The organism is Streptomyces sp. P17, from assembly GCF_032436805.1.
GTDB lineage: Bacteria > Actinomycetota > Actinomycetes > Streptomycetales > Streptomycetaceae > Streptomyces.
The window spans coordinates 1-24,785 of the sequence record NZ_JAVRBF010000026.1 but is presented as its reverse complement, the minus strand read 5'-3'; the positions used below and the strand labels follow the sequence as shown (position 1 = coordinate 24,785).

Sequence of the window (24,785 nt, the reverse complement as noted above, 5' to 3'; positions counted from 1 at the left end):
CGCGGCGCCACAAGGCACCATGGACCGATGCGCGACGACGAGGCGGCCACTGCCGCAGGGGCGATCGGTGCACTCGTCCATCGCGCCGTAGACGGGGACGAGCAGGCCACGCACGACCTGCTCGCCCATGTCCACCCCCTCGCCCTGCGCTACTGCCGCACCCGTCTGTCCCGGCTTCCGGGCGATGCCCGGCACTTCGTGGAGGACCTCGCGCAGGAGGTCTGCGTCGCCGTCCTGCTCGCCCTGCCGCGCTACAAGGACACCGGCCGCCCCTTCGAGGCGTTCGTCTTCGCCATCGCCGCGCACAAGGTCGCCGACCTGCAGCGGGCCGCCATGCGCCACCCCGGTTCGACGGCCGTTCCCTCCGACGAGATGCCGGAACGCCCCGACGACTCCCTCGGCCCCGAGGAGCGCGCCCTGCTCAGCAGCGACGCCGAATGGGCCAAGAAACTCCTGGCCAACCTCCCCGAGAACCAGCGCGAGCTGCTCCTGCTGCGGATCGCGGTGGGGTTGACGGCGGAGGAGACGGGTCAGATGTTGGGAATGTCACCCGGTGCGGTCCGTGTTGCCCAGCACCGGGCGCTGAGCAGGCTGCGGGCGCTGGCCGAGCAGTAGTCCGCCCTTTGTTGAACAGGCGTCCCGTCGATTCCGTACGAACATACGAAGCCTGGAGTCAGCAGGAACCGTGGAATTTGATGACCGCGCTTCCCGTTAGCATGGACATCCGCACCGATCAAGGCCATTTGGGGAAGGTGTCATGACTGCCAACGTCGACGGAGTGCCCGTCAAATTCGCGACACTCGGGCTGACCTACGACGATGTGCTGCTGCTGCCGGGCGCGTCCGACATGGCGCCCGACGACATCGACACCGCCTCGTACGTCTCCAAGAACGTGCGGGTCAACATCCCGCTGCTGTCCGCCGCCATGGACAAGGTCACCGAGTCGCGCATGGCGATCGCGATGGCCCGCCAGGGCGGTGTCGGCGTACTGCACCGCAATCTCTCCATCGAGGACCAGGCCAACCAGGTCGACCTGGTGAAGCGCTCCGAGTCCGGCATGGTGGCCGACCCGATCACCGTGCACCCGGACGCCACGCTCGGCGAGGCCGACGCGCTGTGCGCCAAGTTCCGCATCAGCGGTGTGCCGGTCACCGACGGCGACAAGAAGCTCCTCGGCATCGTCACCAACCGTGACATGGCCTTCGAGACGGACCGCTCGCGCCGCGTCCGCGAGGTCATGACCCCGATGCCGCTGGTCACCGGCAAGGTCGGCATCTCCGGTGTCGAGGCCATGGAGCTGCTGCGCAAGCACAAGATCGAGAAACTTCCGCTGGTCGACGACGCGGGTGTCCTCAAGGGCCTGATCACGGTCAAGGACTTCGTCAAGGCGGAGAAGTACCCGAGCGCCGCCAAGGACGCCGAGGGCCGCCTGCTGGTCGGCGCCGCGGTCGGTGTGGCCGGTGACGCCTTCGAGCGCGCCCAGGCCCTCATCGAGGCCGGTGTCGACTTCATCGTCGTGGACACCGCGCACGGCCACTCCCGGCTGGTCGGCGACATGGTCGCCAAGATCAAGTCGAACTCCGCGGGCGTCGATGTCATCGGCGGCAACATCGCCACCCGCGAGGGCGCCCAGGCGCTCATCGACTCCGGCGTGGACGGCATCAAGGTCGGCGTCGGACCCGGCTCCATCTGCACCACCCGGGTCGTCGCCGGCATCGGCGTCCCGCAGGTCACCGCCATCTACGAGGCCGCCCTCGCCGCCAAGGAGGCCGGTATCCCGGTCATCGGCGACGGCGGTCTCCAGTACTCCGGCGACATCGCCAAGGCCCTGGTCGCGGGCGCAGACACGGTGATGCTCGGCTCGCTGCTCGCGGGCTGCGAGGAGTCGCCGGGCGAGCTGATGTTCATCAACGGCAAGCAGTTCAAGTCGTACCGCGGCATGGGCTCGCTGGGCGCCATGCAGTCCCGCGGCGACCGCAAGTCGTTCTCCAAGGACCGCTACTTCCAGGAGGGCGTCGCCTCCGACGAGCAGCTCGTGCCCGAGGGCATCGAGGGCCAGGTGCCCTACCGCGGCCCGCTCTCCTCGGTCGTCCACCAGCTGGTCGGCGGCCTGCGCCAGTCGATGTTCTACGTCGGCGGCCGCACGGTTCCCGAGCTGCAGGCCAACGGCCAGTTCGTCCGGATCACCTCGGCGGGCCTGAAGGAGAGCCACCCGCACGACATCCAGATGACGGTCGAGGCGCCGAACTACAGCCGTAACAAGTAGTCGCGAGCTTCTTCGAGGGCGGCCCCGGAGCATCCGGGGCCGCCCTTGCCGTGCCCGTCGGCGATACTGGAAGACGCTGAAACGCATCAGGGAAAGGCCACAGACGTGACTGAGATCGAGATCGGGCGCGGCAAGCGCGGCCGCAGGGCGTACGCCTTCGACGACATCGCCGTCGTCCCCAGCCGCCGTACGCGGGACCCGAAGGAGGTCTCGATCGCCTGGCAGATCGACGCCTACCGCTTCGAGCTGCCCTTCCTGGCCGCCCCCATGGACTCGGTCGTCTCGCCGGCCACCGCGATCCGCATCGGCGAGCTCGGCGGCCTCGGCGTGCTGAACCTCGAAGGCCTGTGGACGCGGTACGAGGACCCGCAGCCGCTGCTCGACGAGATCACCGAGCTGCCCGACGAGGCCGCGACCCGCCGCCTCCAGGAGATCTACGCGGCTCCCATCAAGGAGGAGCTGATCGGCGCGCGCATCAAGGAGGTGCGCGACTCGGGCGTGGTCACCGCGGCGGCGCTCTCCCCGCAGCGCACGGCGCAGTTCTCCAAGGCCGTGGTGGACGCGGGCGTGGACATCTTCGTCATCCGCGGTACGACGGTCTCCGCGGAGCACGTCTCCGGCTCGCACGAGCCGCTGAACCTGAAGCAGTTCATCTACGAGCTCGACGTCCCGGTGATCGTCGGCGGCTGCGCCACGTACACCGCGGCCCTGCACCTGATGCGCACCGGTGCCGCGGGCGTGCTCGTGGGCTTCGGCGGCGGCGCGGCGCACACGACGCGCAATGTGCTCGGCATCCAGGTGCCCATGGCGACGGCGGTCGCCGACGTGGCCGCGGCGCGCCGCGACTACATGGACGAGTCCGGCGGCCGTTATGTCCACGTCATCGCGGACGGCGGCGTGGGCTGGTCCGGTGACCTGCCGAAGGCGATCGCCTGCGGCGCGGACGCGGTGATGATGGGCTCGCCGCTGGCCCGTGCGACCGATGCGCCGGGTCGCGGTCACCACTGGGGCATGGAGGCCGTCAACGAGGAGCTGCCGCGCGGCAAGAAGGTCGACCTCGGCACGGTGGGCACGATCGAGGAGGTGCTGACGGGCCCGTCGCACACTCCCGACGGCTCGATGAACCTCTTCGGCGCGCTGCGTCGGGCCATGGCCACGACCGGGTACAGCGAGCTGAAGGAGTTCCAGCGGGTCGAGGTCACGGTGGCTGACTCGCAGCACAAGCGGTAGGGCTTACGGCGGCTGAAGGGCCGGTCATCCCGACGGGGGTGACCGGCCCTTTTTCGCATGCCCTGAGGCTTGCGCGGGGCGCGTGGGGTGGTGTGGGGCGTGCGGTTGCGTCCGGGCCTGATCTGGGCTGGTCGGATGGGGGGAGGGCGATACCGTCCGTGTCGGCGCCCCAGGTTGCTGGAGGCGCCCCCTTCCAAGGATTTGGTTCCGGACCCCGCTCCTCGGGGCCCGGGCCGATTTCCAGCGGACCGTCCACGGGCCTCTGGGCGGCGTCGTGGAAGGGGGCGCCCATGGGACGTCACCGCAAGCCCACTCGCTGGGATCGGATCCGTCTGTGGATGGTGAAGTGCCGGAGGAGGTGGATCTTGCGGATTTTCGGATGGTGAGCGGCCGCCCCCAAGCGACCTGGGAGCGGACACTCCGTGAACCATCCAGGAGCCTGCCGCAGTGCCTGCTGCGGTGGGCTCCACCTGCTTCCAAGGTACCGGTGGCCGGGTGCCCCACGCCACGAGCCCCGAGGCTCGGCAACCCCGCGCGCCCCCCTTCACAACCGATGCGCCGCCCCCGTAGGCGTGGCCCCCCGCGTGTCGAGCAGCAGCTGTGCCTTCACCGAGAGTCCCTGCAAGTCGTACGTCCGGTGCTGCTGCAGCAGGATTGTCAGGTCCGCGTCGGCTGCCGCCTCGTACAGGGAGTCCGCGCGCGGGACGGGGCGGTCCAGGACGTTCCAGGAGGGGATGTGCGGGTCGTGGTAGCTGACGGAGGCGCCGAGGCTCATCAGGCGGACGGCGATCTCCTCGGCGGGGGTGGACTGCTGGTCGGCGAGGTCCGCTTTGTAGGTGACTCCGAGCAGTAGGACGCGGGCCCCGCGCGCGGACTTGCCGTGCTCGTTGAGGAGGGTGGCCGCGCGCTGGATGACATAACGCGGCATCTGGTTGTTGACCTGCTGGGCCAGTTCGACCATGCGCAGGGTGCGGCCGGGGTGGGGGGTGAGATCCTGGGGGACCGAGTGGCCGCCGACGCCGGGGCCTGGGCGGAAGGCCTGGAAGCCGAAGGGTTTTGTTTCCGCGCAGCGGATGACGTCCCAGAGGTCGACGCCCAAGTCATGGCAGAGGACGGCCATTTCGTTGACCAGGGCGATGTTGACGTGGCGGAAGTTGGTCTCCAGGAGCTGGACCGTCTCCGCTTCACGCGGGCCACGCGCGCGTACCACCTTGTCGGTGAGCCTTGAGTAGAACGCGGCGGCCGACTCCGTGCACGCGGGCGTGAGGCCGCCGATCACCTGGGGGGTGTTGGCGGGGGTGAAGTCGCGGTTGCCGGGGTCCACCCGGCTGGGGGAGTAGGCGAGGTGGAAGTCGCGGCCCGCGCGCAGGCCCGAGCCCTCTTCGAGGAGCGGGCGCAGGACGTCCTCGGTGGTGCCCGGGGGCACCGGTGACTCCAGGATCACCGTGGTGTGCGGGCGCATGTGCGCGGCCAGGGTGCGGGCGGCCGACTCCACCTGGCTGAGGTCGAGCCCGCCGTCCGCCCCGCGCGGGGTGGGCGCGCAGAGGACGGCCGTGCGGACGCGGCCGAGTTCGGCGGGGCTCGTGGCGTGCCGGAAGCCCGCCGCGAGCATGCGGCGCAGTTCGGCGGGGCTGAGGGAGCCGGGTTCGGGCCCGGTCCGGTAACCGAGCGTGGGGATGCCGGCGGCCACGGCGGCCTGGGCCAGCGGCAGCCCGTACGGGCCGAGTCCGATGACGGCGAGATCTGCGGGCATGGCGTGGGCCGTCCTTCCCAGTAACCGAAGCGGGACAGGTGCGCAAGCCCTGTGGACAGGACGGGCGAAGCGCGATGTCAGACTAGGAGTAAATATGACCGAAATACGGCATTGATCGGCTGTGTCTTTCTGGCGGGAGGGCGACGCCCGCCGGACAGATCCGTGAAGGTTGTCCACAGGCTGGGGGCGACTGGTGGCTGAAGTCGGGCAAGCCGGTCAGAATTTGGGCATGGGGGATTCGACCGGGCTTCGCCCCACGGGTGCGGCCGGTGCGACCTACAGCGGGAGGCAGCGGTGAGGACAGCGACACTGGGACCGGCGCAGCGCGCCGAGTCACTCGCAGCAATGGCCGAGCGCGAACTGGATCTGCTGGTCGTGGGCGCCGGAGTGGTCGGTGCGGGCACCGCGCTCGACGCGGCGACCCGGGGCCTGTCCACCGGCCTGGTCGAGGCGCGTGACTGGGCGTCGGGCACATCGAGCAGGTCCAGCAAGCTGATCCACGGCGGCCTGCGCTATCTGGAGATGCTCGACTTCACGCTCGTCCGCGAGGCGCTCAAGGAGCGCGGCCTGCTGCTGGAGCGGCTCGCCCCGCACCTGGTGAAGCCGGTGCCGTTCCTGTACCCCCTTCAGCACCAGGGCTGGGAGCGGCTGTACGCCGGTTCCGGCGTCGCCCTCTACGACGCCATGTCGATGGCGCGCGGCCATGGCCGGGGCCTGCCGATGCACCGGCACCTGAGCCGCCGTCACGCTCTGCGGGTCGCGCCCGCCTTGAAGAAGGACGCGCTGGTCGGGGCGTTGCAGTACTACGACGCCCAGATGGACGACGCCCGCTATGTCGCCACCCTCGTCCGCACCGCCGCCGCGTACGGCGCCAAAGTCGCCAACCGCGCGCGGGTGAGCGGATTCCTGCGCGAGGGCGAGCGGGTGGTCGGCGCCCGGGTGCAGGACGTCGAGGCCGGCGGGGAGTACGAGGTCCGCGCCAAGCAGATCGTCAACGCCACCGGTGTGTGGACCGACGACACCCAGGCCATGGTGGGGGAGCGGGGGCAGTTCCATGTGCGCGCCTCCAAGGGCATCCATCTGGTCGTGCCCAAGGACCGCATCCACTCCACGACCGGGCTGATCCTGCGCACCGAGAAGTCGGTGCTGTTCGTCATCCCCTGGGGGCGGCACTGGATCATCGGCACCACGGACACCGACTGGGACCTCGACAAGGCGCACCCCGCCGCGTCCAGCGCGGACATCGACTATCTGCTGGAGCATGTGAACTCCGTGCTCGCGGTGCCGCTCACCCGCGACGACGTACAGGGCGTGTACGCGGGCCTGCGGCCGCTGCTGGCCGGTGAGTCCGACGCCACCAGCAAGCTGTCGCGCGAGCACACCGTGGCCCATCCGGTGCCGGGGCTCGTGGTCGTGGCGGGCGGCAAGTACACGACGTACCGGGTGATGGCCAAGGACGCCGTCGACGAGGCGGTGCACGGGCTCGACATGCGGGTGGCCGAATGCGTCACCGAGGACGTCCCGCTGCTGGGCGCGGAGGGCTACCGGGCGCTGTGGAACGCGCGGGCGCGCATCGCCGCCCGGACCGGGCTTCATGTGGTGCGCGTGGAGCATCTGTTGAACCGGTACGGCGCGCTGGCGGAGGAGGTGCTCGACCTCGTCGCCGCGGACCCCTCGCTGGGCGAGCCGCTGCGGGCGGCCGACGACTATCTGCGCGCCGAGGTGGTGTACGCCGCCTCGCACGAGGGCGCACGGCACCTGGACGACGTCCTGACCCGGCGCACCCGCATCTCCATCGAGACCTTCGACCGCGGCACGCTCAGCGCCCGCGAGGCGGCCGAGCTGATGGCGCCGGTCCTCGGCTGGGACAAGGACCACATCGAGCGCGAGATCCAGCACTACGAGAAGCGGGTGGAGGCGGAGCGGGAGTCCCAGCGGCAGCCGGACGATCTGACGGCGGACGCCGCGCGGTTGGGGGCGCCGGACATCGTGCCGCTGTGACCGCGTTGCGCCCCGCGCTTCACTCGAACGAGTGTCGTGAGCTGGGATCTTCGTTCGGAACCCGGCCGTTCTACCGGGTGCGGGGGCAGAACTCGGCGGTGAGCAGCCGGGGTTCGATGCCAGGGTCTGCCACCGCCGTCGTGTTCACCCGGTAGGTCAGGACACGGCGTCCGTCGACGGTGGCCGCGGTGCGCACATAGCTGCCGGAGATGATCCCGTTGTGCCCCCACACCGTGGTGCCGCAGGGGAAACAGGCCCATGCCGTACGAGCCGTGTGCGGCGCGGGTGTCGAGCAGGCGAAGCGGCCACGGTCGGCCGGGGGGCGGGTGAGAGCGAGGCGTACGGCCTGACGAGGGGGGAGGGGGACCATGCCCCGGTGTCGGCGGTGAAGTCGTACAGACCGCTGGTGTGGGTGAGCAGGGCAGGCAGGGTCAGCGCGCGCCCCGTCGTTGCCGGCACCGCGCACCCGGCACGGAAGGTGCTTCTCCACCGTGTCGGACAGGGACAGCCGGTGTCCGGCGGCCAGTTGCAGGACGACCGTGGCGACGAAGGTCTTCGTGATGCTGCCCGCCCGGAAGTGGTCGGAGGCGGAGATGCCGAGCCCGGCCTGGGCGTAACGGGTTCCGCTCTCCTCTTGGGCGAGCAGTGCCGCGGCCGGGGCGCCGCCGTCGGTGACCAGCAGCGGAAGCACCGCATCCGTGGCCGGTGCGGTGGGCGCGGAGGAGGCGGACGGGGCCAGCACGAGGAGGGCCAGGGCCACAGGAACGGCCGGTAGGGTCCTGAGCGGCGGCATGGCGGGACCTCCTTGTCGCGGCCCATCATGCAGGGTGCGGAACGATCGGTTCCGCCGGGGGCGCCCCCGGCCGCGGGAGCTCTCGCGCACCACCGGCACCCTGGGCGTCGGGCACTTGTCGGGTGAGAGACAATGGAGGCTCTGTCAGGGCGGGTTGCATGAGGGGACGCATGTCGGAGGCGGAGCGGGCGGGAGCATCCCGTCAGGACAACAGCGGTCGTCTCCTCGCCGGGCGGTACCGGCTGGGAGATGTGCTGGGCCGCGGCGGCATGGGCACGGTGTGGCGGGCCGAGGACGAGACCCTGGGCCGGACCGTCGCCGTGAAGGAGCTGCGGTTCCCCTCGAGCATCGACGAGGAGGAGAAGCGCCGGCTGATCACGCGGACGCTGCGGGAGGCCAAGGCCATCGCGCGGATCCGCAACAACAGCGCGGTGACGGTCTTCGACGTGGTCGACGAGGACGACCGGCCCTGGATCGTGATGGAGCTCGTCGAGGGCAAGTCGCTCGCCGAGGTCATCCGGGAGGACGGCCTGCTGGAGCCGAGGCGGGCGGCGGAGGTCGGGCTCGCGGTGCTCGACGTGCTGCGCTCGGCCCACCGCGAGGGCATCCTGCACCGGGATGTGAAGCCGTCGAACGTGCTGATCGCCGAGGACGGCCGGGTCGTGCTGACCGACTTCGGCATCGCCCAGGTCGAGGGCGACCCGTCCATCACCTCCACCGGCATGCTCGTCGGCGCGCCCAGCTACATCTCCCCGGAGCGGGCCCGCGGGCACAAGCCGGGACCGGCGGCCGACCTGTGGTCGCTCGGCGGGCTGCTGTACGCGTCGGTGGAGGGTGTGCCACCGTACGACAAGGGCTCCGCGATCGCGACGCTCACCGCGGTGATGACCGAGCCGTTGGAGGAGCCGAAGAACGCCGGGCCGCTGAAGGAGGTCATCTACGGCCTGCTCACCAAGGACCCGGCGAAGCGGCTCGACGACGCCGGTGCGCGTTCGATGCTGAACGAGGTCATCCACGCACCCGCGCCCACAGCGGCCGAGCCGGAGGCGCAGGACGCGACGAAGGTCGTGCCGCTGCCGGCGCAGCCCGACGCGCCTTCGGAGGCCGGGGAGCGGTTGCGGGGGGCGCTGCGTTCCGTGCGTAAGGCCGCCGTCTCGGCGGGAGCGGGGGCTGCGGCCGCCTCTCGGGCCAAGTCGGGTGGTGAGACGGCGGCTTCGGACTCGGGCAGTGCCGGTGCCGGTGCCGAGCAGCGGAGTGGGACTGCGGGTACCGGGCAGTCGGGTGGGCGTAGTTCGGGGTGGCCCGTGATGACGCCGCCGGATCTGCCGCCTCGGCCGGTGCCCAGGGCGCCGCTCACCGATGTGGTGCCGCGGCGGACTTTGGTGATCATCGCCGTGGTCGTGGTGCTGGCTGTGGTCGGTGCCGTGCTGGCGTACGCCTTCAGCGGGGACGACTCCAAGGACTCGGCGAGCGGTGGTGGCGCGAAGGCGTCGGCCAAGGCGAGCGCGAGCGCCGACACCAAGGAGGACGAGAGCGGCGGGGCACAGCCGGACGGGCAGGCGAGTCAGTCCGCCACGACCGGATCGACGCCGAGTGCCAGTGCGAGCGCTTCCGCCGGCGGTGGTGGGGGCACGGGCGGTTCGTCCGGTGCCGACCGGGGCGTGGTGTCCACGCACCAGGGCAGCCAGGGGTATTCCATCGGGCTGCCCAAGGGGTGGAAGTACCAGTCGACGGGGGCCGCGGGTGACCGGTTCACCGGGCCAAACGGGCAGCGGCTGCTCATCGGTTGGACCACCACGCCCAAGGACGACCCCGTCGCCGACTGGAAGAACCAGGAAGGCGCCATGCAGCGCTCCCAGTACCAGCGGATCCGCATAGAGGCGGTGGACTACCGGGGCTGGAACACGGCCGACTGGGAGTTCACCTATGTCGAGGGCGGCACCAAGTACCGGAGCATCGACCGTGGGTTCGTGGTCGACGACAATCTCGGGTATGGGCTGATGTACACGGCGAAAGCCGCCAATTGGGGCAGCGGGCTGCGTAAGGACACATGGCGGACGCTCACGAAGTCCTTCGAACCGAAGTCGTGATCCACCGCGTGTACTGAGTGGTCACGGTTTGGTGCGTGAGATCTGGCATCCCCTCTTTGCGGGTTGCCTACGGCACGTATCGTGAGTGCTTGCGGACCGTACGCATCCAGGTATGCGGCCACAACGGGACGCAAGGCGAACGGAATTGACCAACCGGGCGGCCGGGGGAGGCGTCGTGGACGACTATGCGGGTCGGGTGCTCGCCGACCGCTACCGCCTGCCGCTGCCGCCGTCCGACGAGTACGAACTGACCGAGACCCGCGCCTTCGACACCTACAGCGGACAGGAAGTCCTGGTCAGGCAGGTGCCGTTGCCCGAGGTCGTCGAGGCGGAGGTGCTCGACGACCAGGGGCTGCCCGATGGTTTCACCGCGCGTGAGCGGGGCGCGGTGCGGCGGCCCGCGGCACGTGGCAGTACCCGGCGGCCCACCGATCCGGCCGTGCGGCGGGCGGTCGAGGCCGCGCAGGCCGCGGCCCGGTTACCGGACCATCCCCGGCTGGACCAGGTCTTCGACGTGTTCGCCGAGGGCGGTTCGCTGTGGATCGTCAGCGAGTTGGTGTCGGCGCGACCGCTGGCCGCGCTGCTCGCCGAGAAGCCGCTGACGCCGTACCGGGCGGCCGAGGTCGCCTCCGATGTGCTGATGGCGCTGCGGGTGCTGCACGCGCACGGCTGGGTGCACCGGAACATCACCGCCCGTACCGTCCTCGTCTGCGACGACGGGCGGGTCATGCTGACCGGGCTGGCCGTCGGGGCGGCGGAAGAGGCGCTGTGCGGGTACGACCCGGTGCCCGCGGACGATGACGAGGGCGGCGCGGGCTTGAGCGGGCCCGGCGGTGCTTCGGGCGGCGCCCCGGGCGATTCCGTCTCCGTCGAGGTGGACCCCGAGGCCGCCCGGCGGGCCGCGATCGAGGCCCGGGAGGCCGGTGGGCTGCCGCCGGTCACCGCGACGGGCGGCAGCGCGAATCCCGGCGGCGGAGCCGGTGCGCCCGCGCCCCGGGCCGTGGAGGCCGGCGGGGACGTCCGGGCGGCGCGGGCCGGAGCGATCGCCGCGTACCGGGCGGGGGCACGGGCCGCGGCCCGGGTGCAGGAGGCGCAGAACGGCCGAGCCGCCTTGCCGGGTGCGCGTCCGGCCCCCGAGGCCACCGGTGCGGGCCAACCGCCGTATCCCTCGGCCGGCGGCGCGCCGTCGCCGTATCCCTCGGCAACCGGTGTCCAGCAGTCCACCCCGGCCGCCGGTCCCCCGGGGCAGATCGCCGACCCGTACGGCGTACGCCCCACGTCCTGGCACGGTGCCGCACCTCGCACCGGGGCCGGTGGCGTCCTGCCGGAGGCCGGTGAACGGCAGACGGGCCAGGCCGGACCTGGTCGTACCGCGCTGCCCCCGGGCGGGGCCGCCGCCGGATTCGTACCCAACCCCACCGTCCCCGCCCCCGCCGCCCCGCCCCCCAGCCGCTGGGACGAGCCGGCCGCCACCGCCCCCGTCCGCCGGGGTCCCGCCACCGCGCTCGCCGCCGAGCGTGCCCGCCAGGCCCGTATGGCCGTGGTCGGCCCCGTCACCGAGCGGTGGGCGCCCGAGCAGGCCGGGCCCGTGCACGAGAACTGGCAGTTGGCGGCGCCGATCGGCCCGGCGACCGACCTGTGGGCGCTCGGGGCGCTGCTGTTCCGGTCCGTACAGGGGCATGCGCCGTATCCGGAGGAGTCCACCGCCGAGCTCGTGCAGATGGTGTGCGCCGAACCGCCCGCCTTCGCGGAGGAGTGCGGGCCGCTGCGGCCGGTCGTCGAGTCGTTGCTGCGGCAGGACCCCACCGAGCGGATCGACTTCGAGGAGCTGCGCGGCTGGCTGCGTTCCCTCGTGCGGTCCGCACCCGAGCCGGAGGCCGGGGCGCATGTCGTCGCCGTGCCGCCCGCCGACGCCAGCCGGCTGCCGGTGGTGCGCCGCAGGGGCGAGCTGGTGCGCAGGCGGCGCGCCGGGCTGCCGGCGCACCACGGGCGGCACAAGCGCGCCCGGCAGGAGGCGGGTTCGCCCCGCCGCCTCGGCCGTACCCTGCTCGTGCTGATCCTGCTGCTGATGGCCGGGGCCATCGCGTACGCCATGCTCTTCATGCCCAAGGCCGACACCAGCGGCGCCGACGACACCGACCGGACCGGCGCCACGGGCGAGGTCAGCCAGGCGCCGGAGGCCAGCAGTGAGCCCCGGCCCGACCAGACCTCGCCCGCCGGGGAACCCGGGGACAACGCCCGCTCGGAGTCGGCGGGTTCGGCCGGGTCACAGACCACCGGCCCCGACGTCGCCGACGGCTTCGCCCTGCGCGCGGACGACGAGGGCTTCCGCGTCGCCGTCGCCAACGGCTGGGACCGCACCGGGAAGAACGGTCGCGGACAAGTCGTCTACGCGCTCGGCGACTTCGAGCTCATCGTCGTGCCGGGCCGGGACACCGCCGACGAGTTCGGCAGCGATCCGATGGCGTACCAGCGCGAGGACGAGCCCGAGCTCCAGCCGTACCGGGACTCCAGCTGGGCCACCTCGACCGGTCTGAAGACGATCGAGGTGGGCGGACGGACCATGGCCGAGGGCCAGTTCACCTGGACCGACGACGAGGGGCGCGAGCGGTTCGTGCGCAATCTCGCGATCCTGATCGGGGACCGGTACCACGTGGTGCAGGTGCGCGGCCCGGAGGCGGAACGGGACGAGGTGACGCGGCTGTTCGAGCAGGCGTCGGCCACCTATCAGGTCACCGGCTGATCCGCACCCCGAACTCTGGGTGACGGCAACCGTCACAGTGCTGTCTCTGTGTCACCCCGCTTGTTCCCTGCACGCGACCCGGTCCCTAATCTGACCCTGTCAAGAGCATTGCGGGGCAACGTGAATCAGATGCAGGGCCGGCTCCTCGCCGGGCGTTACCGACTGGCCGACGCCATCGGCAGCGGCGGTATGGGCCGCGTGTGGCGTGCGCACGACGAGGTGCTGCACCGGGCCGTCGCCATCAAGGAGTTGACCGCCGCGCACTTCGTCTCCGACAGCGACCAGGAGCGGCTCCTCGCCCGCACCCGGGCGGAGGCCCGGGCCGCCGCGCGGATCAACCACTCCGCGGTCGTCACCGTGCACGACGTGCTCGATCACGACGCCCGGCCGTGGATCGTGATGGAGCTGGTCGAGGGGCACTCGCTGGCGGACGCGGTCAAGGAGCGCGGCCGGGTCGAGCCGCGCGAGGCCGCCCGGATCGGCCTGTGGGTGCTCCGTGCCCTACGTGCCGCCCACTCCGCCGGCGTCCTTCACCGAGACGTCAAGCCCGGCAACGTCCTCCTCGGCGACGACGGCCGTGTCCTGCTCACCGACTTCGGCATCGCCCAGATCGAGGGCGATACGACGATCACGCGCACCGGAGAGGTCGTCGGCTCCGTCGACTACCTCGCCCCGGAGCGGATCCGCGGCCACGATCCGGGCCCGGCATCCGACCTCTGGGCGCTCGGCGCCACCCTGTACACGGCGGTGGAGGGCCGCTCGCCGTTCCGCCGTACCTCGCCCCTCGGCACCATGCAGGCCGTCGTCGAGGAGGAAGCCGCCGCACCGGTCAACGCGGGTGCGCTGGGGCCCGTCCTCGCCGCGCTGATGCGCAAGGATCCAGCAGAGCGGCCCAGCGCGGCGCAGGCCGAGCAGATGCTCGCCGAGGCGGCGGGACGACCGTCGAGTGCGGCGCAGTCGTATGCGCTTGCGGGGCAGGCGGGGTACGACGCCACGGAGACGGGGACCGGCACCGGTACCCGCGCGAAGACGGCCGCCGCCACGCCGTATCGGCCGGTGACGATCGGACCCGTACCCGTGCCGCCGAAGCGGCACCGCCTGCGTACGTTCGCCCTGGTCGTCGCCCTCGCGGCGATCGTCGGCGGGGCTGTCGCGGTCGCGCTCCAGCAGTTCGGCACGGGCAGCTCCGGCGACTCCGCCTCTGTATCGCCGACTCCGACTCCGAGTGCCAGTGCCCCGCCGAGCGACGATGGCGGTCAGGGGGCGGTTCCCGCCGGTTGGGAGCGGCGCAACGACCCGGTGGGCTTCAGCATCTCCCTGCCCAAGGGGTGGAAGCGGTCCGTCTCCATCGACCAGGACGGCCTCCAGCAGGTCGACTACTCGCCCGACAATGGCAAGCACCTCGTGCGGGTCGCCGTCGACACCGCGCCGGACTTCAGCACCTCGTACGAGCACATGAGCAACCTGGACCAGAAGTGGCTCTCACAGCGGCTGCGTGACTACAAGCGGCTAAGCCTCAAGGAGGAGCTTTTCCGCGACCTGCCGGGCGCCCGCTGGGAGTACACGTGGAACGCGCTGGCCAAGGACGGGCCGCACTACTTCCCGGGGCCCTACCGTGCGATCGACGTCGGGTACATGAATAGTGACGGCACCGAGTACGCCATCTACGCGTCCTCGCCGGCCGACGACTGGGCCACCACCAGAAAGCAGTTCGACTGGATCCTGCGGGGCTTCCAGGAAGCGTCGTGACCCACCGGGGCGACGAATTCACGGAAAGCAGTCGCGTATCGGCCCATCCGCAAATCGCGTGGGCCGATACGTCAACGATTCCAATGCCATTTGCCTGAGTCGCAGTTACAGCGGGTTGTTGTGCGGGGGCTTCAGGCCCAGTCAAAGCAAGAGCGGACTACCGTACCGCCTTCCATATGGTGACCGTCGGCAGCCTTGTCCTGATGGCGTCCCGCCGAGTGGTGTAGCCGATCAAGCTGGCGGAATCCGCAGGTCGCGGCCCGAATCGCCCTCGCCGGCGGCCCTGTTGGGGCTCGCCGAGCCGGGACCAGCGGTGATCGCACGACGGACCGCAGCGGCACGTACCGGACGGCTCCGAAGCGGAGGCGACGGACCGTGATCGGCTACACCACGACGGGGGACACGACCCTTGTCCTTGACCCAGCCGCTGATGTCCACATAGTTCTCTGACCAGTTGGTGAACGTCATGCTCCCCGAGGCGCCGGTCACCGGGCACGCGGCTCCGCCACTCGCCGCGCTGGCGTTGGTCACTGTGGTCGTAGCGAATATCGCCACCGCCGCGACGCTCGTGACGGAAAGGCGCTTCAGCGTGCTTCCCATAAGGGAAAGGCAAAGCTTCCGTGATCCACATGACAGCATGATTCCAGCCATCCGTTTTGCCCTGTATGGCGCGTATCCCTTGGTTATTTACCGTGCTCTATATCATTTTCGAAACAGGCCGTGGCCGAGAATGATCGCCCACCGGCTCCAGCATTGGGTGACCGCACACTTGGCCGGTCAGCGCCGCGGAAGGGGGCCGTCCGGCGGGGCATGATGGGGCGTATGGCGGCCCATGAGGATCAGGGGGAGAGCAACTTCCGTGTCATATCGGGCCGTTACCGTCTGGACGAGCGGATCGGGCGTGGCGGGATGGGGGTGGTCTGGCGGGCCACCGACCAACTGCTCAAGCGGCGCGTGGCGGTGAAGGAGTTCCCCTTCGACGAGGCCGAGTTGCTCTCCCCGGGGGCCCTGCGACGGCGCCGTGAGCGCACGCTCCGCGAGGCCCGGGCGGTCGCGCGGCTGCGGCATCCGCACATCATCGTCGTGCACGATGTCGTGGAGCACGCAGAACGGCTGTACATCGTCATGGAGTTGATCGACGGCGGCTCGCTCGACGACCGGATCTCCGGGCACGGGCCCGTCGACGCCGTGGAGGCCGCCCGGATCGGCGCCGATCTGCTGAGCGCGCTGCGCGCCGCGCACGCCGCCGGTGTGCTGCACCGGGACATCAAGCCCGCGAACGTCCTCATCGAAGCCGCCACCGGCCGTGTCGTGCTCACCGACTTCGGCATCGCCCGGATCGCAGGGGCCAGCACCCTCACCGAGACCGGCACCTTCGTGGGCTCGCCCGAGTACACGGCACCCGAGCGGATGGCCGGCGCCAGGACCGGGCCCGCCTCCGACCTGTGGTCCGTGGGAGCGCTGCTGTGCACGGCTGTGAGCGGTGAATCGCCGTTCCTGCGCGACTCGTTGGGCGGCATCCTGCACGCGGTCGTCTTCGACGAGATACGGCCGCCCTCGCAGGCCGAGCCGCTGCTGCCGGTCGTACAGGGCTTGCTGGAGCGCGATCCGCTACGGCGCCTGGACGCGGCGCGGGCGGAGCGGATGCTGCGGGACTTCCTGGCCATGGGCCGCCCACCGGGACCGGCGCCGGTCCCGTCGGTGTGGCGGTCCCGGCGGGGCGTGCTGGTGAGCGTGCTCCTGGTTGCCGCGGTGGCGGTGGCGGGGGTGTCGGCGGTGGCGCTGCTGGTGAACGGGGAGGGCAGCGGAAACGTTCCGCCACCGTCGAGTTCGAGTCCGGGAACATCAGTGAGTACGTCGGTCTCCCCCTCGGTCACCCCTTCACCGTCGCTGTCCCCCCGCACGTACATAAATGGGAGATAAGCCCCGCCCCGGGTCACGGGTGTGTGACCGGACACTGTTCGAAGTGGATAACGGGGCCCTTGGCGCGATATGGATGGACGCATGAGCAACAACGGGGGAGTCCCTTACGGGTCCGACGAGCCAACCAGTTTTGGCCTGCAACCGCCGAGACCGTCGGCAGCCGTGCCGCACGCGGACCATGTGCCGCATCCGGGCAACCCGTACGCGGCGCCCACCCAGGTCGTTCCGCCGCAGCAGGCCGCCGCCGCCCAGGACCCTGGTGCCGGACGGCTGATCGGGGGCCGTTACCGCCTGTTGAGCAAGCTCGGGCACGGCGGTATGGGCACGGTGTGGCGGGCCAAGGATGAGACGGTGGACCGTGAGGTGGCCGTCAAGGAGCCCAGGATCCCGGACCATCTTCCCGAACGCGAACGTGCCAACGCCTTCGAGCGGATGCGCCGCGAGGCCCGCGCCGCGGCCCGGCTCGACCACCCGGCCGTCGTGAATGTGCACGACGTCGCGGTCGTGGACGACCAGCCGTGGATCGTCATGGAGCTGGTGCAGGGCCGTTCGCTGGGCGACGTCCTCCAGGAGGGCACCCTCGGCGCCCGCGAGGCGGCCCGCGTCGGCCTCGAAGTGCTCGGCGCGCTGGAGGCCGCGCACGCGGCGGGCATCCTGCACCGGGACGTGAAGCCGGACAATGTGCTGCTCGGCCGGCACGAGCGCGTCGTGCTCACCGACTTCGGCATCGCCCAGATCGAGGGCGAGACCAACCTGACCGACACCGGCGGTTTCGTCGGCTCGCCCGAGTACATCGCGCCCGAGCGCGTGCTGGGCCAGCGTCCCGGCCCCGCGAGCGACCTGTGGTCCCTCGGGGTGGTGCTGTACGCGGCGACGGAGGGCGTCTCGCCGTTCCGCCGCAGCAACACCCCGGCCACGCTCCAGTCCGTCCTCAACGCGACCCCGGCCGCGCCCGCTTCCGCGCAGGGCCCGCTCGCCGAGGTCATCACCGGCCTGCTCCAGAAGGACCCGGCCCGCCGGCCCAACGCCGCGCAGACGCGGGCGCTGCTGGAGAAGGCGGCGAATCCTCCGGCGCCCGCGCCGACGCAGGTGGTCCAACTCGGGGGAACCCAAAGGGGGGTCCGGCTCGGCGGCAAGTCGCTGACCGCGATCGGCGCGGCGGTCGCGGCCATCGCGGTGGCTGCCGCGTACCTGGTGATCGCCGACCCGTTCGCGGGTGAGAAGACGGACTCCTGGAAGACGAAGGACCTCGGCACGAAGGTCGGGGCCAGCATCAAGGTGCCCCCGGGCTTCAAGGAGCTCCCCGCCGCGACCGACTCGGACGGGACCGTCGTGGCGTACGCCGACCCCAGCGGGGTGGTGCGGATCACCGTCGACCGCGACGTGAAGAAGGACGACACGGACGGCGAGATCCCGGCCACCGCCAGCGAAAAGGCGTTCGCCGACTGGGAGATGCTCAAGGACGGCGAGTACACCTGGGACATCGCCGATTCCCCCGCGCCCAGGGGGAAGCCGAAGGAGACCACGTGGAAGGAGCGGGAGGCCGCCGAGAACACCGTCTTCTACACGACGACGAGCACGACGGCCCCGCTCAAGCGTGAGGCCCGGGTGCTCTACTACCGGGCGGGCAACGGCGACATGTACCGGCTGTGGATCGACTACCCGGCCGAGGGCTACTTCACCGAGGAGAGCCGGGAGATCGCGCGGACGACGATCGACAACTGGGAGATACACAAGCCCTGAGCGAGACCTGAGCAAGCCCTGAAACGCCTCGCGTCGACAAGCACCCGCCGCGCACGATAGGCATGGGGCATGAGTGACGGCGGCGAACGCCAGCGCGACGGACGTGTGGTCGGTGGGCGCTACCGGTTGACCGAGCGGATCGGCCCCGGCGGCATGGGTACCGTCTGGCGGGCCCACGACGAGCTCGTGAGCCGCGAAGTCGCCGTAAAACAGCCCCGGTTGCCCGGCGAGCCCGAGGACGAGGCCTACCAGCGGGCCGCGCACCGGCTCCACCGCGAGGCCCGCGCCGCCGCTCGGATCGATCATCCGTCCGCCGTCTCCATTCATGACGTCGTCGTGGAGGAGGACGGACTCCCGTGGATCGTCATGGAGTTGGTGCGCGGCGAGTCCCTGCACGAGGTGCTCCGGCGCGGCCCCCTGGAGCCCTCCGAGTGCGCCCGTATCGGCCTGGCCGTCCTCGGCGCCCTGCGCGCCGCGCACTCCGTCGGCATCGTGCACCGGGACGTCAAGCCCGCCAACGTCCTGCTCGGACGGCACGACCGGATCGTCCTCACCGACTTCGGCATCGCCCATGTCCAGGGCGAGGAACCCCTCACCGCGACCGGCGAGTTCGTCGGCTCCCTGGAGTTCATCGCCCCCGAGCGCATGTCCGGCCGCATTGCGGGCCCCGCCTCCGACCTGTGGTCCCTCGGCGTCCTCCTCTACGCCGCCGTGGAAGGCTGGTCGCCTTTCCGTCGTACGACGATGGAGTCCACGCTCGCCGCGATCCTCGCCGCCGACCCGCCCGAGCCGAAGCGTGCCGGCGCCCTCGGCCCGCTCCTCGTCCGGCTGCTGGCCAAGGACCCCGGCGAGCGTCCTGACGCCGAGGAGACCGCGGCGGCGCTGAAGGCGGTGGCGCCCGAGGAGCCGGAGCCGCAGGACGCCTCAAGGCTGGAGGAGTTCGGCGACGACATCGCAACGATGCGGCCGGCGGCGGACGAGGACACGTCCGCCGAGCCGGTACCGGTCGTACGACCCCGCCGCCGCCCCCTTCTGCCGGCCCTCGTGGGCGGTCTCCTGATCGGCGGCGCCTGGCTCGGCATCTCCTTCCTCACCGGGCCCGACAGCGGCGCGGAGACGAAGAACACCTCGGGTTCCGCCTTGACGTCCCACCCCGAGAAGGCCATGCACGCCACCCTCGCCCTCCCCGCCGAGTACGAGGAGTTCGCCCGCCAGGGCAGCGACACCTACCAGCCCCGCATGGTCGAGTACGCGGCCGGAACCGTCCAGGTCCGCCTCACCCAGTGGGACAAGGCCCCCGGCACCCCCCTGAGCCAGGCGAAGCAGCACGCGGCGACCTGGGAGTTCTCCGGCGGGGCGAACACGCAGTACACGGACACCACCCTCAAGGGCTGGGAGGCCGTGCAGTCCGACAGCACCTACGGCGACAAGGACGCCCGGCGCCGGGTCATGGAGCTGTTGGTCCGCACCGACGACGGCCGGCTGTACGAGCTGCGGGTCGAGATGCCCAAGGGCACGGCGGACGAGCAGCAGGGCACCGCGGTTTTCAAGAACGCCCGCGACCGGCTCAGGATTGCCCCAACGCCCTGATCAGCGCATTCGTTGCCAGCGGTCACTGGCACCATGTGAGCACTCGGTGAATCCCCGTTACCGCCGGGTACACAAAGGCTCCGCCGCGGCATACCCTGCGCGTCATGACGGACTCGCAGGCCCCGGCACAGACCGGCACGAACCCCCTCGCCCCCGCTCCGGAGGGCGCCCGCACCGCCGCAGACGTGGTCACCCCCGAGCTGGTCGCCCAGCTGACCCGGGGCGTGGCCGGTTCGGGCCGTACCGCCAACCACACGCCGTTCACCGGCGAGAAGCTGGCGGACCTGCCGGAGTCCACGCCCGAGGACGTGGAGAAGGCCTTCGCCGCGGCCCGCGCCGCCCAGGCGGTCTGGGCGGAGACCCCGGTACGGCAGCGCGCCGCCGTGCTGCTGCGCTTCCACGACCTGGTGCTGGAGCGCCAGGCCGAGGTCCTGGACCTGATCCAGCTGGAGACCGGCAAGGCGCGGCTGCACGCCCACGAGGAGGTGCAGGCCGTCGCCGTCGCGGCCCGCCACTACGGCCGTAGGGCCGCCGCTTACCTGCGTCCGAAGCGGCACACCGGCGCCATCCCGACCCTCACCAAGGTGACCGAGCTGCGCCACCCGCGCGGCGTCGTCGGCCAGATCGCGCCCTGGAACTACCCGCTGGAGCTGTCGGTCGGCGACGCGCTGCCGGCCTTCGTCGCGGGCAACGCCGTCGTCATGAAGCCGGACACGGAGACCTGCCTGACCGCCCTGTGGGCCCGTGACCTCCTCATCGAGGCCGGTCTGCCCGCCGAGGTCTTCCAGGTCGTGCTCGGCGACGGGCCGGTCATCGGACCCGAGGTCGTCAAGCACGCCGACTACGTCTCCTTCACCGGCTCCACCCGCACCGGCCGCGAGGTCGCCCAGGGCGCCGCCGCCCGCCTGGTCGGGGTCTCCCTCGAACTCGGCGGCAAGAACGCCATGCTGGTGCTGGAGGACGCCGACATCGAGAAGGCCGCCGCCGGCGCCGTCCGCGCCTGCTTCTCCTCCGCCGGCCAACTGTGCATCTCCATCGAGCGGTTGTACGTCCACGAGTCGATCGCCGACGCCTTCCTGGAGCGCTTCGCCGCCCGCACCAAGGCCATGCGCCTCGGCCGCTCCCTCGCCTACGGCGCCGACATGGGCTCCCTGGTCGGCGAGCGCCAGCTGGAGACCGTCAAGCGGCATGTGGAGGAGGCCGTCGCCAAGGGCGCCAAGCTCGTCGCCGGCGGTGTCGCCCGCCCGGACATCGGGCCGTACTTCTTCGAGCCGACCATCCTCGACGGCGTCGAGGCGCCCATGGCGGTCTGCACGGAGGAGACCTTCGGCCCGGTCGTCTCGATCTACCGCTTCAAGTCCGAGGACGAGGCCGTCGAGCACGCCAACTCCACGCCGTACGGGCTCAATTCCTCGGTCTGGACGAAGGACGGCAGCCGCGGCCGCGCGGTCGCCGCCCGGCTGCGCACCGGCACGGTCAACGTCAACGAGGGCTACGCCCCCGCCTACGGCAGCGTCCAGTCCCCGATGGGCGGCATGAAGGACTCCGGCCTCGGCCGCCGCCACGGCTCCGAGGGCATCCTCAAGTACACCGAGGCCCAGACGGTGGCCCACCAGCGGCTGCTGCCGATGGCGCCGTCGCTGGGCATGGACGACGAGAAGTACGCGGCGTTCATGAGCCGCAGCCTGCGCCTGATGAAGGCTTTCCGGTTCCGTTAGACCCCTTTGGGGACCCCCTCCGCACTGCTTGCTCAAAGGAGAGAACGCACGTGCCTCAGGACGCTTATGACTACGACGTCATCGTCGTCGGCTCCGGCTTCGGCGGCTCGGTGACCGCCCTCCGCCTCACGGAGAAGGGCTACACCGTCGGCGTCCTGGAAGCCGGCCGCCGCTTCACCCGCGAGACCCTCCCCAAGAACTCCTGGGACCTGAAGAACTACCTCTGGGCGCCGAAGCTCAAGATGTTCGGCCTCCAGCGCATCCATCTGCTGGGCAACGTCATGGTCCTGGCCGGCGCGGGCGTGGGCGGCGGCTCGCTCAACTACGCCAACACCCTCTACGTACCGCCGAAGCCGTTCTTCGAGGACCCGCAGTGGCGGGACATCACGGACTGGCAGGAGGAGTTGAAGCCGTACTACGACCAGGCCCAGCGCATGCTCGGCGTACGGCTCAACCCGACGATGACCCCGTCCGACGTCCATCTGAAGGCCGCGGCGCAGCGGATGGGCGTCGGCGACACCTTCCACATGGCGCCGGTCGGTGTCTTCTTCGGGGACGGCGAGGACGCGGACGGTACGACGAAGGCCAAGCCCGGTGAGCAGGTGAACGACCCCTACTTCGGCGGAGCGGGACCGGCCCGCAAGGCCTGTACCGAGTGCGGCGAGTGCATGACGGGCTGCCGCCACGGCGCGAAGAACACCCTGAACGAGAACTACCTGTACCTCGCCGAGAAGGCCGGCGCGGTCGTGCACCCCATGACGACGGTGGTGTCCATCACCGACGACTCGCAGGGCGGGTACGCGGTCGCGACCCTCCCGACGGACCGGAGGAAGGGCGAGGGCCGCACCTTCAAGGCCCGCCGCGTCGTCCTCGCCGCCGGCACCTACGGCACCCAGACCCTGCTGCACCGGATGAAGGCCGGCGGCCAGCTGCCGTATCTCTCGCCGAAGCTGGGCGAGCTGACCCGGACCAACTCCGAGGCGCTGGTGGGCGCGCAGACCGACAACCGGCGCTACCGCAAGGTCACCGGCGAGAAGAAGGTCGACTTCACGCGCGGTGTCGCGATCACGTCGTCCGTCCATCCCGACGCCAACACCCATATCGAGCCGGTCCGTTACGGCAAGGGCTCCAACTCGATGGGCAGCCTGACGATCCTTCAGGTCCCCTACACCGAGGGCGCCTCACGCGTCGCCGCGTGGCTGGGCAACGCGGTCCGGCATCCGCTGCTGATCCTGCGCTCCCTGTCCAACCGGCGCTGGTCGGAGCGGACCATCATCGGCCTGGTGATGCAGTCCCTGGACAACTCCCTGACGACGTACCTGAAACCGGACGGCGTGGGGAAGGGCATGCTCACCGCCCGCCAGGGGCACGGCGCCCCCAACCCCATGCAGATCAGCGCCGCCACCGAGGCCGCCTCGGCGATCGCGGCCGAGATCAACGGCTTCGCGGGCTCCAACGTCGGCGAACTGATGGGCACCCCCCTCACCGCCCACTTCCTCGGCGGCTGCCCCATCGGCGCCTCGCCCGAGACCGGAGTCATCGACCCGTACCACCGGCTCTACGGCCACCCGGGCATCTCGGTGGTCGACGGCGCCGCGGTCTCCGCGAACCTGGGCGTGAACCCGTCCCTGACCATCACCGCACAGGCCGAGCGGGCGATGTCGTTCTGGCCCAACAAGGGCGAGGAGGACCCGCGTCCGGCGCAGGACCGGCCGTACGAGCGGCTCCAGCCGGTCGAGCCGAAGGCGCCCACGGTCCCGGTGGAGGCGTTCGGCGCGCTGCGGCTGCCGTTCCTGGGGATGCCGGCGGTGCCGCCGAAGAGGCAGTAGCGGGAAACGAGAAGGACCTGCGCCCCCCTCCGAGCGCAGGTCCTTCTCTTTTCTTGCGTTGAGTCTGTCGAGGCTCTTTTGTCGAGGCTTTACGCCTCCGCGCCCACCTTGCGGCGCTTCATCGCGAACACCACGCCCGTACCGGCGACGATCGCGATACCACCGATGGTGGCGAGGGCCGGCAGGTTGGAGTCCGAACCGGTCTCGGCGAGCTCACCGTCGACGTCGACCTCGTTGACGTCGGTGATCTCGTCCTTGCCGCCGGTCTGCGGCTTGGAGTCGTTCGGCTTGCCCGGCTTGGAGCCGGCGGGGAGGACCTCGAAGAAGTAGATGCCGTAGTTCTCGTCCTCGGAGGTCCAGCAGGCGTTCTCGGTGGAGTACTCGGCCAGACCGATGGCGATGCCGACCGCGCTCGGGACCTCGCGGCTGATGTTCACCCGCAGGTCGTAGCTGATCGACTGGCCGCCCTCAAGCGTGAAGGTGTTGAGCGCGCCGCCCTCGCCGAACTGGGTGGCGAGGTCGACCCAGCTGCCGCCGCTCCTGACCTGGACGGTGACGAGGTCGGTGTAGTCGTCCTCCAGCTCCCGGTCCATCGCGGCGACGCCGACGACGGGCATGATGTCCTCGATCGTCTCGTCGCTGGAGTTGCTGACGTTGAACGTGAAGTTCGTCCAGCCGCTGCCCGCCACCACGGTCTCGGGCAGGCCGGTCAGCGAGCTGTGCAGCACCTCGCTGATGTCGTAGATCGGGTCGCCCTCTTCGTCGACCGGGCACTCCTCGACGACCTCGTCGCCGCCCTCCTCGTCCTCGGACCCGTCGTCGGACGGGGTGCTCCCGGTCGGGGCCGGGGAGCTCTCGGTGGCGGCGGGGCTGCTGGCCGACGGGGCCGGGCTGCTCTCCTCGGTGGACGGGGAGGAGCTGCTGGGCGCGGGTGTCGTGTCCTGGGCGGCCGGGGTCGACGCGTCGGCGCTGGGCGTGCTCTCGGGGGTGGTCTCCGGAGCGCTCGGCGTGCTCTCGGTCGCGGACGGCGACGGCGACGTCTCCTCCGTGGCGAACGCGGGCGCGGACAGCAGTGCGATCGGCGCTATGGCGGCCGTCGCGGCCGCTGCGGCCAGGGCACGGCGAAGCTTCATGAAGACCTCGGAAAGTCGATGGTGAGGCCTCCGCGCGAGGCGCGGGTGTGGCCCTTGGTACACATGGTTTGATCCACGAGGCCTGTGAATGGTTGTACCGCGTGCTCACAGAATTTTTATGTACGGCGAAGGGCCCCGCGGCGCTCGGGACGCTGTTGGTTAATCCGGGGCCCTGCGTGACGTCGGCCTTCGAGACCCGGTTGTGGTCTTGAAGGCCGACGTTG

14 protein-coding genes and 1 pseudogene are annotated in these 24,785 nt (G+C 71.1%); 12 read left to right on the top strand and 3 right to left on the bottom strand.

The genetic code is table 11. The features are described 5' to 3' along the window. The first annotated feature begins 27 nt into the window (after positions 1-27). The 3 genes from RMT89_RS18340 to RMT89_RS18330 all read left to right on the top strand — a co-directional run bounded on the left by RMT89_RS18340 (position 28) and on the right by RMT89_RS18330 (position 3,496). Complete coding sequence (locus RMT89_RS18340) at positions 28-615, top strand: sigma-70 family RNA polymerase sigma factor (protein WP_127178445.1); 588 nt, start codon at positions 28-30, stop codon at positions 613-615. 142 nt (positions 616-757) lie between these two features. Beyond that, positions 758-2,266 (top strand): IMP dehydrogenase, encoded by a 1,509-nt coding sequence (gene guaB, locus RMT89_RS18335; RefSeq protein ID WP_315884828.1) that lies wholly within the window; start codon positions 758-760, stop codon positions 2,264-2,266. Positions 2,267-2,371: 105 nt separating this feature from the next. Continuing rightward, positions 2,372-3,496: a GuaB3 family IMP dehydrogenase-related protein gene (locus RMT89_RS18330; protein WP_315884827.1), complete on the top strand. Its 1,125-nt coding sequence runs from the start codon at positions 2,372-2,374 to the stop codon at positions 3,494-3,496. Between the two features lie 544 nt (positions 3,497-4,040). Here the strand turns inward: RMT89_RS18330 and RMT89_RS18325 are convergent. Next, entirely contained in the window at positions 4,041-5,249 is a 1,209-nt protein-coding gene (locus tag RMT89_RS18325) for a nucleotide sugar dehydrogenase (RefSeq protein WP_315884826.1), read from the bottom strand. A 294-nt stretch (positions 5,250-5,543) separates the two neighbouring features. Here RMT89_RS18325 and RMT89_RS18320 point away from each other — a divergent pair, with 294 nt between their 5' ends. After that, the gene (locus RMT89_RS18320) at positions 5,544-7,250 is read left to right on the top strand and encodes a glycerol-3-phosphate dehydrogenase/oxidase (RefSeq protein ID WP_315884825.1); all 1,707 of its coding nucleotides are present in this window, start codon (positions 5,544-5,546) and stop codon (positions 7,248-7,250) included. A 70-nt stretch (positions 7,251-7,320) separates the two neighbouring features. Here the strand turns inward: RMT89_RS18320 and RMT89_RS18315 are convergent. Further along, positions 7,321-8,043, bottom strand: a pseudogene (locus RMT89_RS18315) (serine hydrolase). A gap of 170 nt (positions 8,044-8,213) precedes the next feature. On the opposite strand from RMT89_RS18315, the gene RMT89_RS18310 reads away from it, so the two are divergent. From RMT89_RS18310 to RMT89_RS18275, 8 genes are all read left to right on the top strand, one after another. Beyond that, positions 8,214-10,133: a serine/threonine-protein kinase gene (locus RMT89_RS18310; protein WP_315884886.1), complete on the top strand. Its 1,920-nt coding sequence runs from the start codon at positions 8,214-8,216 to the stop codon at positions 10,131-10,133. Positions 10,134-10,308: 175 nt separating this feature from the next. Next, positions 10,309-12,876: a protein kinase gene (locus RMT89_RS18305; RefSeq protein ID WP_315884824.1), complete on the top strand. Its 2,568-nt coding sequence runs from the start codon at positions 10,309-10,311 to the stop codon at positions 12,874-12,876. A gap of 129 nt (positions 12,877-13,005) precedes the next feature. Then, positions 13,006-14,625 (top strand): serine/threonine-protein kinase, encoded by a 1,620-nt coding sequence (locus tag RMT89_RS18300; protein WP_315884823.1) that lies wholly within the window; start codon positions 13,006-13,008, stop codon positions 14,623-14,625. Positions 14,626-15,447: 822 nt separating this feature from the next. Beyond that, positions 15,448-16,548, top strand: a complete 1,101-nt coding sequence (locus RMT89_RS18295) for a serine/threonine-protein kinase (RefSeq protein ID WP_315884822.1) — start codon at positions 15,448-15,450, stop codon at positions 16,546-16,548. A gap of 81 nt (positions 16,549-16,629) precedes the next feature. After that, the gene (locus tag RMT89_RS18290; protein WP_315884821.1) at positions 16,630-18,291 is read left to right on the top strand and encodes a serine/threonine-protein kinase; all 1,662 of its coding nucleotides are present in this window, start codon (positions 16,630-16,632) and stop codon (positions 18,289-18,291) included. Between the two features lie 69 nt (positions 18,292-18,360). Further along, the gene (locus RMT89_RS18285; protein ID WP_315884820.1) at positions 18,361-19,881 is read left to right on the top strand and encodes a serine/threonine-protein kinase; all 1,521 of its coding nucleotides are present in this window, start codon (positions 18,361-18,363) and stop codon (positions 19,879-19,881) included. A gap of 104 nt (positions 19,882-19,985) precedes the next feature. Continuing rightward, a complete protein-coding gene (locus RMT89_RS18280; protein WP_315884819.1) occupies positions 19,986-21,599 on the top strand; it encodes a succinic semialdehyde dehydrogenase in 1,614 nt (537 codons plus the stop codon). Between the two features lie 50 nt (positions 21,600-21,649). Continuing rightward, complete coding sequence (locus RMT89_RS18275; RefSeq protein ID WP_315884818.1) at positions 21,650-23,428, top strand: GMC family oxidoreductase; 1,779 nt, start codon at positions 21,650-21,652, stop codon at positions 23,426-23,428. A gap of 89 nt (positions 23,429-23,517) precedes the next feature. Here the strand turns inward: RMT89_RS18275 and RMT89_RS18270 are convergent, their stop codons facing one another. Beyond that, entirely contained in the window at positions 23,518-24,561 is a 1,044-nt protein-coding gene (locus RMT89_RS18270) for an LPXTG cell wall anchor domain-containing protein (RefSeq protein WP_315884817.1), read from the bottom strand. Positions 24,562-24,785 lie beyond the last annotated feature (224 nt).